We start from the raw sequence: 11,936 nt of genomic DNA, 5'->3' as shown, positions 1-11,936 counted from the left end.
AGACATGCCCCATGACGATAATCATGAGATCGGCGCTATGGAGCCGCGCTACACCGCCGCCTGGCGCAGGAGCCTTGAAGATGCCGAGGCGTTCTGGACGGACGCCGCCGAAGCCGTCGACTGGGCCGTACCGCCGCGCCGCGCCTTCGATCCTGAGGAGGGCTGGTTTCCGGGCGGCGTCCTGAATACATGCCATAACTGCCTCGATCGCCATGTGCTGCAGGGGCGGGGTAGCCAGACGGCCCTCGTCTATGAAAGCGCAGTCACCGGGACTTCGATGCACTGGACCTTCGAGGAGGCGCTTCACGAAGTCCAGCGCGTGGCCGCGATGCTGTTGCGCCTCGGCGTCACGCGCGGCGATCGCGTGGTCATCTACATGCCGATGGTGCCGGAGGCGATTTTCGCGATGCTGGCCTGTGCGCGAATCGGGGCGATCCATTCGGTCGTGTTCGGCGGCTTCGCGGCGCACGAACTGGCCAAACGCATCGACGACGCGTGCCCGACGCTGTTGATAACCGCGAGCTGCGGGATCGAGGGCAGTCGCGTCATTGCCTATAAGCCGATCGTCGACGAAGCCGTGGCTGCCGCCACGCACCAGGTCGATCGAGTCCTGCTGCTCCAGCGCGACCGACTTGCCGCAGAACTGAAACCGGAACGCGACCGCGACTGGGCGGCGCTGCGAGAAGCAAGCGCAGGCGACCCATTGCCGCCCTGCGCCATGCTCGACTCAGGCGACCCGCTCTATATCCTCTACACCTCAGGCACGACCGGAACGCCCAAGGGCGTGGTGCGCGACAATGGCGGTCATGCGGTCGCGCTCGCCTGGTCGATGGCGAACATCTATGGGATCGGCCCGGGCGACGTGTTCTGGGCCGCTTCGGACGTCGGCTGGGTGGTGGGCCACAGCTACATCGTCTATGCGCCGCTCCTCGTCGGGGCGACCACGATCCTTTACGTAGGCAAGCCGGTGGGAACGCCCGACGCCGGGGTCTTCTGGCGAACGATCGTGGCGAACGGGGTGAAGACCTTCTTCACGGCGCCGACGGCGATCCGCGCGATCCGCAAGGAAGATCCGCAGGCGCGGCTGCTCGGCGAGATCGGCACGGGTGAACTGACCGCCATCTTCCTGGCCGGCGAGCGGGCGGATCCCGACACGGTGACCTGGCTGGAGCGGCATAGCGGCCTGCCGGTCGTCGATCACTGGTGGCAGACCGAGCTGGGATGGCCGGCGATCGCGCCATGCCTGTCCCTGGGTGATGACCGGCGTCGACTCGGCAGCGCCGGGCCGCCCGTCCCAGGCTATGCCATCCAGGTGGTGGACGAGGACGGGGTCGAATGCCCGGCCGGCAGCAGCGGCGCGATCGTCGTTCGCCAGCCGCTCCCGCCCGGCGCGTTTCGCGGCCTGTGGAACAATCCCGTGGGCTTTGCGAAGAGTTTCCAGCGTTTCCCCGGCTATTATGAGACCGGAGATTACGGCCATATGGACGAGGACGGCTTTGTCTTCGTCATGGGCCGTACCGACGACATCATCAACGTCGCCGGCCACCGCCTTTCAACCGGGCAGATGGAACAGATCGTGGCGGCGGTCGACGGTGTGGTCGAATGCGCGGTCATCGGCGCGGATGATCCGATCAAGGGAATGGTGCCGCTGGGCTTTGTCGTCGCGCGGAAAGCGTTCGACGCGGACCAGTTGCCCGCGGAGGTCATATCGGCCGTGCGGCGCGAGCTTGGGGCGATCGCCACCTTGCGCGAAGTGCATGTCGTTCCGGAGCTGCCGAAAACGCGATCCGGGAAGATCCTGCGAAACCTCCTTCGCAAAATCGCCAATGGTCAGGATTGGACCGTGCCGCCGACCATTGAAAATGAAGCGACGCCCTATATGATCGCGCAGCTTCTTCAACCTACCGGGCGGGCCGATGGTTGAAGCCATCATATCCTGCCGAAGGAGTAGGCCGGCGCATCGCGTCCATGGCTTCCGCCTGCTGGCGCTGCAAGCCTGATGCGGTGGCACTCAGGGCGTAGCACTGACAGGCGACACATATGAATATGCGTTAGGGATTGGATACCGGGCACCTGCGTCATGAACGCAAGCACAGGGCTAACGGGGAGCACATAAAATGGGGTGTTTTCGAAGCAAATATGGCGCCATGTCGATTGGCGTGGCGTTGACGGCGGTAGCGGCGGCCACGGCGGCCCATGCACAGGAGCCGGAGAAACCGTCCGCGAATGACGCGCGGGATATGGGACAGGCCGAAATCGTGGTGACGGCTACCCGCCGATCCGAGACGCTGTCGAAGGTTCCGATCAGCGTCAGCGCATTTTCGCAGCAGGAGCTGCAGGCCAGGGGCGCGAGGGAGTTTTCGGACGTGGTGCGGCTGACGCCGGGCCTGTCGCTGCAGAAATCCCCGATCGGCGGCAATCAGGTTTCCATACGCGGAATCGCCTCCAGCGCCGGTGCTTCCACCACAGGCATCTATATCGACGATACGCCTATACAGGCGCGCAATCTGGGCTATGCGCCCAGTTCGAGCTTCCCCAGCCTGTTCGACATCGAGCGGGTGGAGGTTCTTCGCGGCCCGCAGGGAACGTTGTTCGGCGCGGGTTCGGAAGGCGGCACGGTCCGCTTCATCCAGACCGAGCCCAGCATGAAGGACTTTTCCTATCGCGGCCGCGCCGAAATCGCGACCACGCGGAACGGGGCGCCGACCTACGAAGCGGCCGCGGCCGTCGGCGGCCCGATTGTCGAGGACAAGATAGGTTTCCGCGTCAGCGCCTATTATCGCCGCAATGGCGGCTGGGTCGACGATGTGAACGGAACCTACACGGTCGTGGATCCCACGGCCGCATCCTATGGCGACTCGTTAAACTTCACCAAGACGTCGACGATCCACAAGAACGCCAATTCCGACACGGCGCTTCTGTTGCGCGGCGCGCTGGTCTTCGCGCTCAGCGACGCCATCACGGTGACGCCTTCGCTGACCTATCAGAAACTGCGCAACCATGACGGCATCGGCCAATTCTGGCTGGCCGCTTCCAACCCCGGCAAGGCGCAATATGCCCGTTACCTCTACCAGGCGGGTGATCCGGCGAACGATCCGACGCTGACGGCCCTGTCCGGCACCGATCGGGAGGCGGGAGGCGATCGTTTCTACCTGCCGGCGTTGCGAATCAACTGGGACATCGGCTTTGCCTCCATCACCTCCAACACCTCCTATTACGACCGGCTGCAAGGCCAGCGGGCCGATTATACGAGATATTATTATCGCTATCTGACGCAACAGCTTGTCCCGCCGCCGGGAGCGCGGGCCAATTCCGATTTCACCAACAAGCAGAAGAATTTCGTGCAGGAAATCCGGTTGCAATCGGCGGAATCGGAATCGCCCCTGCAATGGGTGGTTGGTGCCTTCTACTCGCGTAACATCCAAACGGCCCGGCAACCCATTTCCGAAAATTTCACCGCCAATCTTCCGGTAATCTCCTTTGGCGGCGTCCCATACGGATTCACCGACGGCGAGCCGTTCGGGCCGGGATCGACCGCGTTTCTCAATACTTTCGGTGCGCCCCTCCTTCCCGGATCCGTCAGCTATGACGAGAACAGGCGGCTTGTCGAAACCCAGATTGCCGGTTTCGCCCAGGCCGATCTCCGACTGTCGAGCAAGCTGAAGCTGACGGCAGGCGTCCGGGTCGCACGCAACAAGTTTGAACAGAATGTCGACCTGCTGGGGCCGGAAAGCAACATCAACGCGCCTTATGGAACGCCATGCGAGGTCTATGTGGGCCCCGGTGGAACCTGTACAGTGGGTCAGGGGCCGCTGACGCCGGTTTACTCCAGCGCGCGATCGAAGAAGCTCGAAACCTCCGTCACGCCCAAGTTCGGGCTGACCTATGAACCGGATTCGCGCAATCTTTTCTACGGCACGGCAGCCAAGGGCTTCCGCCCCGGCGGATCGGGGCCGATCATACCGCCCAATGTGTGCGATGCCGACCTCAATCAGCTCGGCTATACCTCGACGCCCACCACCTATAATTCGGACTCGGTGTGGAGCTACGAGGTCGGCAGCAAGAACCGTTTCCTGAACGGTCGTGTCGCGATCGCGGCGAGCGGCTACATCATCAAGTGGAAGAACATCCAGACGGATATCGCGCTGCCGACCTGCGGCTACAGCTTCGTGGACAATGCCGGCAACGCGACCGCCAAGGGCTTCGACCTGTCGCTGGAAGTCTCACCCGTCCGGGGGCTGATCCTCACAGGCGCGGCCGGTTATACCAAGGCGACGTTTGACGATCCGGTGGCACGCGGCGCCAATGTCATATTTCCGCGCGGATCGGGGGTTCCCGGAGCAAGCGCGCCCTGGAACACATCCTTGTCGGGGGTGTACAACATGCCCCCCGTCGGCAACGTGAATTTCTACACGCGCGTCGATTTTACCTACACGTCGCGTGAACGGCGCGCCGGGCAGACCCAGCCAGGGGCGTTCGGCTATAATCCGCTGCTGCGCCAGGTGTCGGCCTATTCGACTCTGAATGCGCGCCTGGGGGCTACCTTTGGCCGGTATGATCTGTCGGTCTTCATGACGAACATCACCGATGCACATCCGCTTCTGCTGCTCGGCCCGGCATCGCGGCCGATCCAGAACGATCCTGCCTGGGTTTCAACGACGCTCAGGCCGCGCACCGTGGGCCTGACCCTGTCGATAAAGGAATGAGGCGCATGCCGGTCTCAGAACAGGGGCGCGACGGCCTAGGCACCTATCTTCCCGCCGTCGCGGCCGGGCGAGAGGGATCTCGGTGAACGATCATCTCAAGGACAATTCCGTCTCCTTCATCGGGTCGATGATGATGGGCGTCGCGGGCAGTGCGCCCGCATCGTCCATAGCAATGGGCACCGCGGCGCTGATCGGCGCCGCCGGGGTCTTCGCACCGGTTTCCCTCCTCATCTTCGCCGTTCCGATGCTCGGCATAGCGAAGGCCTATCAGGCGCTGGGAGAACGCGATGCGAATGCGGGCGCCTCCTATCAATGGACGTCCGCGATCTTCGGTAAATTCCTGGGATTCTTCTCTGGCTGGTCGCTGCTCATAGCGACGCTGCTGTTCGTGGTCAGCGGCACGGTGCCGATCGCAACCGCGACCCTCAACATCATAGCCCCCAGCCAGGTGGGACACGTCGTCACCACGTCGATCGTCGCCAGCTTCTGGTTCGCGGCGGTATCCGCGATAGTCGTCGCCGGTATCACGGTGACCAGCCGGGCGCAGACGATGATCACCTTGGCGCAACTGCTGATCCTCGTCGTCATTCTCGGCGCGGCGCTGATGCATATCCATGAGGCCGGGAGCGTCGAGGCGTTCGGAAAACGATGGTTTGGCAGCGGCCTGACCCTGGATGGCTTTGCGGCTACGGCCCTGATCGCGGTCTATTTCTACTGGGGCTGGGACGTCACCTCCAACCTGGGCGAGGAAACGGTCGGCGGGGGGCGCAAGGCCGGCCTGGGCGGCCTCCTCAGCATTCTGATCACCATCCTGCTCTACACCAGCTTCGCCGCCGTGGCGTTGATGATGTTCCCGGTTCAGGACGCGGCCAATCTCACGGACAATCTGATATTCAATATCGCGTACCGCGCCGGGCTTTCCTATGCAGGCGGATTGCTGGCGTCGGCCGCGGTCATATTGTCGAGCATCGCGGCGATCGAGGCGACCATGCTGATGTTCTCGCGGACGCTGTTCGCGATGGGACGCGATGGATCGATGCCCCGCATCTTCGGAACGGTGGATGATCGTACCTTATCGCCATCGCACGCCATATACGCCATGATCGTCCTGGGCCTGATCCTGATATGGACATCAGCCCTGATGCCGAGCGTGCAGTTGCTGTTGTTCGCGTCGGTGCGGGCGCTGGGCTTTCAGGTGGATTATTATTTCGGGCTTGCGGGTCTTGGCGCGGCCTGGGTCTTCAGGGATAGCTACAAGGTCTCGATCGGCAAGTGGCTGACCCTTTGCCTGTTCCCGGCCGCGAGCAGCGTGGCGTTGATCGGCCTGGGGCTCTATGCGGTGACGACCTTCGACCTGTGGACCAATGTGATCGGAATAGGCAGCTTCGCACTGGGGCTGGTTTTTGTCTGGCTCTGTTACAGACCGGGCGCCGCCACTATGGAATTGAACGTTTAGGGGGCAGGCGGGATGAAAGGGGGCGATCCGGGTCGGCCCCTTCCATCCCGCCCGGATCCTGGTTCCGCCCCTTGTCCTCATTCGCGCAGCCACGGCTTCCCGCCCGTCGGGCATTCACAGCAGCTTGAAATAATGGATCCGGTTCGCTCCAGGCGTCTTTTCCGCCACACCCACGAAAACATGCCGCGCGAGCCAGTCATGTGGTCCCGCCGGCACATCGAACTTCGGCGTGACGCGCATATAGTATGAATCGGGATCGACAGGCTCATTCCGTGCCATGCGCTCCCCGATCTCCGGGGTCGATGCCCAACGATAGCCGGAATTCTGCATGTAGATCAGCGTGCCATCGTCCAGTTCCAGAAGGTAACGGGCATCGAAATCGATCACGCCGTCCGGACGCACAAGGGGCCAGTCACCGCCGCTCATCGGCACCACGCGACCATTGAGCGCAGGCCCTTCGATGCTGCCCTGCGCCGCATAGACGGCGCCGCGTGTAGCGCCCATGGTTGATGGGCTGACCCAGCGGACCGGCGTCAGCGTCAATGCGATGCTGAACGCATATTCGAAACGCGGCGCGAATCGTTCGATGGTGGCGGGTTCAATCATGGGGCCTCCGTTGAGAGGGTGGGAACGGGGTAACCAAGGCAGCTGTCCGGCGCCCTGCTTTCGTCGAAGATGTCGAGATAATCAGAAGAGCCATGATTACTCGACAAGAATATATGGAGGAGATTCTGTGAGCGAAGGTTTTCTTACGGCTCGATATTGGCCATTTTCAGCGGAAAATCCAGATGATATTATTGACGCGTCAACAAAATGATGATGACTTGCGCCCGTGACCGTGCCCGGGTGGTTCCATAAACCGCTGCAAGCGGCCGGCTTGCCAGCCTTGGGGGTTTGGATGACGTCTTTTCTTCAAATGGGATCGGCGCGCGGCGGGCTGGCTTCTCCAGCAGGCGCCCGGTCGGCCGTCGGCCTTTGGGCCGGCGGGACGATGGCATCGGCGCTGGCGCTGTTTCTTGCCGGGACCGGCCCGGCATCGGCCCAGGCGACCCCATCTCCCCCGGCGACCGCGTGTGACAGGCTGAAGCAAATGGCCGACGGCGACCTGCATGTGCTGGAGGCGCGAGAGGTTGCTGCCGGTCCGGCGGCGGCATTCTACGGTGAGGATCAGGGACGGAAAATGCCGGCGCATTGCCTGATCCGCGCCTCCTTTGGCGATCGCCGGGGCGTCGACGGCCGAACCTATGCGATCCGGTTCGAATTGCGCATGCCGGCGGCTTGGAATGGCCGTTTCCTGTTCGAGGGCGGCGGCAACATGGATGGCGTCGACTGGCCGGCCTATGGATCGCTGTTCAGCCGCCTGTCGCCAACGGCGCTTGAACGCGGCTTTGCCGTGGTGCGGACCAATGGCGGGCATATCAGCCCCGGCAATGAATCGACCGATGGCAGCTGGGCGATCGATCAGCAGGCGCGGATCGACTATGGCTATGTGGCGCTCGACAAGGTCGCGATCGCAGCAAAGCGCATCGTTGCCGCGCATTACGGCAAGCCTGCCGCCAAATCCTATTTCATCGGCTGTTCCAATGGCGGACGGCAGGCGATGCTGGTGACGCAGCGCTTCCCCGACTATTTCGACGGCGTGGTGGCGGGTAATGCCGCGTTCAATCTGACGCGCATCGCGCCGCGCCTGTCATGGACCACCGCTCAGCTCAGCCGCATCTCCAGGCCTGGCGTGGGCGCATTCACCAAGGTGGACTTGAAACTGGTGGCCGATGGTGCGGTGAAGCGCTGCGACGCGCTGGATGGTCTTGCCGACGGGCTGATCCAGGACATTGCGGCCTGCAAGTTCGACCCGGCAGTGCTGCAATGCAAGGGCCCGAAAACCGCCACCTGCCTTTCCAGGGCTCAGGTCGATACGCTGAAGCGGATCGTCACCGGACCAGTAGATGCCCAGGGCAAGCCCTATTACAAGCCGCTGCCCTATGATTCGACGCCCGCCTTCTGGGCGGGTGCCGCGGCGGCCGACACCAGGGCGCCGTCACTGTTCATGGATACGATGCGCTATTTCGCGTTGACCCCGCCCAATCCCGGACTCGATGCACTCGACATACGCTTTCCGGATGTTTTCGCCAGCCTGGTCAGCACGGCCGGGGTCATCGACGCGGAGGGAAGCTTTCTCAACAGCTTCGCGTCGAGATCGAAGCTGATCATCTATCATGGGACCAGCGATTACAGCCTGTCGGCCTTCGAAATCACCTCATGGTACGACCGCCTGGCGCATGATACCGGCGGTAAGACCCAGGATTGGGCGCGCCTGTTCCTGGTGCCGGGGATGATGCACTGCGAAGGCGGGCGGGCGACGGACGATTTCGATCCGTTGACCGCCATCCAGGCCTGGGTCGAGCAGGGAATCGCGCCGGACCGGATCGTCGCAACCGGCAAGACGCTGCCGGGGGTCAGCCGCCCGCTCTGCCCCTGGCCCAAGGTGGCGCGCTATCGTGGCGGCGACCCTGCGCGGGCGGAGAGCTTCGATTGCGATTGAGCCCGCAGCACCATTCCGGTGGCGCAGGACCCGATAGTCGGGATGACTGTTCAGCGCCTCAGCTGCGCGCTCGTGACGACCTTCAGCAGAGAACGTCATGGTGCAAACGATCCCTTTGTCATTCTTCCACCACCCGGAAAACTGCGCCGCTCCCGGCATCCCTCACCAGATCAACCCGTTCGCCATCCCAATGATAGTCGAGATGCCTGCCCTGGACAGGGCTGGAGGCACAGTCGGGGTAGAGGAGCGCGACACATTCTCCCCCAGCTTGCCGCACGCTCGGATAGGCTATCCCGTCAGAACCAGCCTTGCGTAGGGCAGAGCCCAACAACTGGGCCGCTGCATAATCATCCGGATCGAGGCAAGCGGCCAACGGATCTTCCTGGCCGCGCAGATCATGAAGGTCGGCGCGGACTGTCAGGATGATTTCCCGAAACTGGGAGGTCCAACCGGGCGCTTCAGCCGTGCGCGCCATGAACCGGGCATGATGATGGATCGTCTCGAATAGGGCAGTCTCATAGCCATCAGCGACGTAGAGGACGCCATAGCTCCCGTCGGAAAAACGGCTGGGACGGTCGACACTGACATGGGTGAAGGACGCCATCAGATAGGAAGCGCCGTTGCCACCCACCCGTCGCTTGGGAGGCACAAGGTCGATATTCCCGATCGATGCCCTGATGCGCGGGTTGGTCTTCTGCTCGGCCGACAGCAACAAGGGCCAATCTGCCGGATCGGCGATATCCTCGAACAGGTCGATGGGCGGGTAGACGCTGCGGATGATCCGCACTGCGCCGTCCCATTCTACTCTGCAAATTGGCGGTTCGTCAGCCAGGGTCACCAGCCGCCGCGTTCCGCATCAAGATAGCGCCGCACACGCATCAAGTCCGTCAGTTCGCCGCCCAGCATGACCGCCAGCGCACTCGCGCCCTCGAAGGCCGCATTGGACGCCTTGATCCAGTCATAGCCCCGCTGCGGCTCCTGAAAGATGATCCGGAGCGCCTTATGGATGCCCATGAGGTTGGATAGACGGGCAAGCCCATCGCGCGAAATGCGCCCCGGCCCCTCCGCCTTCCAGCGACGAAAGCTGCGCACGGGCATGTCGGTAAGAACGGCAGCCTGCTCATCGGTGACGCCCCATTTGGCGAACAGGTTGAGGGCGGCGCGAAACATCGCTCGACCTTCTTCCTGAGTGACAGGTTCCTGCCGGAAGGGAGCGGGAGCAGTCTCAATGGGTTGCAATATAGCCATATAGAACAAAATATATGATAAGCTGCCAAATGGCAATTCATGGCTCGCGGGTGGGTTGCGATAAATCCAATCTGCCGCTCGTGGCGATATACAGGAAGCCCGCGAAACGCGGTTCAAATCTCTGCTAGGCCAAGCTCCAATGACCTGAGCCTGACTTCCATGGCGTTCATGATGCTAGTGTGTGTGGCGATGACAAGCCCATCGGGCATCATGGACAACGCCTGCTCGGGGGCTTTTTCGGCCATTTGAATGACGTCCCGAAGCACCTTGTCGATGAGGGTAGGGCCCAATCCGGCCTCCTTCGCGGTCTCCACGAAATGCCGTCCGCCAAGGTTCAGAATTTGATATTTGCGGCTGTTGCCCGCCGACATTGCGAGCTTGTACTTGTTGTTCGGGATCTGCCGCGCGTCGAACGCAGGTTGAGCGGTGAGGACATCGTAGAATGGCGTCATCCCGAAACGCCCGCCGGGGCGAAGAAAGATGCTGAAATTCTTGGCGTGACCGTCCGCCGCACCGATAAGCCAGAATATGATCTGGCTTTTCAGGAAGGCGGCCTGATCCTCCAGGGGGTTGTCGCTGCTCCCGAGCAGCTTGAGAATTGCGACGGCGCCAGGGCCGCCGTGGCTCTGATATTTTTGGGCAGAAGGGACGCCCAAGGCCTGACAGAAATCCTCCTGGGGCAATCGAAGCAGTTCGGTCGGGCTCCTCCAGCGACGATCAAATCGCTCGACCGCCAGCACCTTGCGCGCGCCGAATGTCGCGATCTCGGTTTTTGCGATGGGCAGGCCAAAGCCTTCCAGCAGCCTGAGGCAATAATGTTCATTCTCGACGCTGTCGGCCATGTCGATCATCCCGAAGGCCGTCGGAATCTCACCGAGCTGCGGCTTGAGGATGTGGGTCGTGGGGGTGGTTCCAAGCGGTCTCAGCCACTGGCCGTCATGGAAAAGGAGGGCGGTCTTTTCCTGTGCTCCGGCAACCGAAATCCGGAACTCATGATCCATGTCGATGCCGAGTGGCGCCTGAGCTAGATTCGCGAGCATCTGCTCGATCTCGGCGTCGCTGATGGGCTCCCCATCCACCGGCTGGATGCCGTCGAAAGCTGCATCATCCGGCAGGAATTGCATGGCGCCCACGCAATCCCGCCCGATACGCTCCAGCAAACTGTAGGCATCGCTGCCCTGGGCCCCGGTTCGTTCGGCAACCCGGCGACGCACGGCGGCATTATCCGGCAGCAGATTGTCGAAGACGGCGACCACCGGTTCGCCGGTGAATTGCGATTCGCGCAGGGGCAACGAAAGGGAGATTGGAAATGCGTGCTCCCAGGGAAGCCAGCTTTGGTCGTAGCGAAATTCGATGGCGCCGCCGGCCTGCTTGAGAAGGCGCCCAGCCAAACGGTTGTTGATGAATATGTTAAGCGGGGGGTGCGCTCTGCGCCGGCCCATCAGAAGATGTCCTCAATATCAGGCACCGATTTGCCGGACCTCTGATCGATGACCATCTCCAGGCCGAGAGCGGCAAACAACGCATAAATCGAGGATAACCGGGTGCCTTCTTGTCCGGTCTCGATCTTGGAGACCAGTTCCTGCCGCAGGCCTGCCAAGCGGGCCAGTTCCGTCTGGCTCATGCCTTTCTGCTTGCGCACACGCTGGATGGCGGCGCCAAGTTGCTTGGGCGATCGCGCAATATGAGCCATAAGCCAATCTCCTTGGCCAGCGCCATGTCTCAAATCACATAATTTCGCAATATGCTGTTTTGAGCATAAATTCTCTTTATGCCTTAATCTGCATAATCTACATGCACACTTGGCGAATCTTTTGTTTTCAGCACCATAGAAGCTAAATAGCTCAGTCACTCGTCCTTTCAATAAACCGGAACCATCGCTCAGCAAATTGCGCACCTGACAGCGCGAGAAAATGGAATGATCGGCCCTGGCCGGGGCGGGTCGGCAGCGAGAGGCTCGGCAAAGCTGCCAATCCTATCGCCG

At 62.1% G+C, this 11,936-nt stretch carries 9 protein-coding genes; 4 read left to right on the top strand and 5 right to left on the bottom strand.

Annotated features, from left to right (window positions below):
• The first annotated feature begins 37 nt into the window (after positions 1–37).
• The 3 genes from ACN9MX_RS11075 to ACN9MX_RS11065 all read left to right on the top strand — a co-directional run bounded on the left by ACN9MX_RS11075 (position 38) and on the right by ACN9MX_RS11065 (position 6,162).
• The gene (locus ACN9MX_RS11075) at positions 38–1,924 is read left to right on the top strand and encodes an AMP-binding protein (protein WP_426387507.1); all 1,887 of its coding nucleotides are present in this window, start codon (positions 38–40) and stop codon (positions 1,922–1,924) included.
• A gap of 193 nt (positions 1,925–2,117) precedes the next feature.
• Entirely contained in the window at positions 2,118–4,706 is a 2,589-nt protein-coding gene (locus tag ACN9MX_RS11070; protein WP_426386999.1) for a TonB-dependent receptor, read from the top strand.
• Positions 4,707–4,788: 82 nt separating this feature from the next.
• Positions 4,789–6,162, top strand: a complete 1,374-nt coding sequence (locus tag ACN9MX_RS11065) for an APC family permease (RefSeq protein ID WP_363737470.1) — start codon at positions 4,789–4,791, stop codon at positions 6,160–6,162.
• 114 nt (positions 6,163–6,276) lie between these two features.
• On the opposite strand, the gene ACN9MX_RS11060 is transcribed toward ACN9MX_RS11065, so the two are convergent.
• Positions 6,277–6,768, bottom strand: a complete 492-nt coding sequence (locus tag ACN9MX_RS11060; RefSeq protein WP_363737471.1) for a DUF3237 family protein — start codon at positions 6,766–6,768, stop codon at positions 6,277–6,279.
• A gap of 292 nt (positions 6,769–7,060) precedes the next feature.
• On the opposite strand from ACN9MX_RS11060, the gene ACN9MX_RS11055 reads away from it, so the two are divergent.
• Complete coding sequence (locus tag ACN9MX_RS11055; RefSeq protein WP_426386997.1) at positions 7,061–8,704, top strand: tannase/feruloyl esterase family alpha/beta hydrolase; 1,644 nt, start codon at positions 7,061–7,063, stop codon at positions 8,702–8,704.
• Positions 8,705–8,822: 118 nt separating this feature from the next.
• Here the strand turns inward: ACN9MX_RS11055 and ACN9MX_RS11050 are convergent, their stop codons facing one another.
• The 4 genes from ACN9MX_RS11050 to ACN9MX_RS11035 form a co-directional block, all read right to left on the bottom strand.
• Positions 8,823–9,491, bottom strand: a complete 669-nt coding sequence (locus ACN9MX_RS11050) for an RES family NAD+ phosphorylase (RefSeq protein WP_426386995.1) — start codon at positions 9,489–9,491, stop codon at positions 8,823–8,825.
• 47 nt (positions 9,492–9,538) lie between these two features.
• Positions 9,539–9,952, bottom strand: a complete 414-nt coding sequence (locus tag ACN9MX_RS11045; RefSeq protein ID WP_426386994.1) for an MbcA/ParS/Xre antitoxin family protein — start codon at positions 9,950–9,952, stop codon at positions 9,539–9,541.
• Between the two features lie 113 nt (positions 9,953–10,065).
• The gene (locus tag ACN9MX_RS11040) at positions 10,066–11,394 is read right to left on the bottom strand and encodes a type II toxin-antitoxin system HipA family toxin (RefSeq protein WP_426386992.1); all 1,329 of its coding nucleotides are present in this window, start codon (positions 11,392–11,394) and stop codon (positions 10,066–10,068) included.
• Positions 11,394–11,645, bottom strand: a complete 252-nt coding sequence (locus ACN9MX_RS11035) for a helix-turn-helix domain-containing protein (protein WP_363737475.1) — start codon at positions 11,643–11,645, stop codon at positions 11,394–11,396. The genes ACN9MX_RS11040 and ACN9MX_RS11035 overlap by 1 nt, the downstream gene beginning before the upstream one ends.
• Positions 11,646–11,936: the final 291 nt, after the last annotated feature.

The sequence above is a fragment of the Sphingobium sp. R-21 genome (assembly GCF_049913335.1).
Lineage (GTDB): Bacteria > Pseudomonadota > Alphaproteobacteria > Sphingomonadales > Sphingomonadaceae > Sphingobium.
Note: the sequence above shows the minus strand (reverse complement) of the source record. Positions and strands in the feature narration are given on the sequence as shown.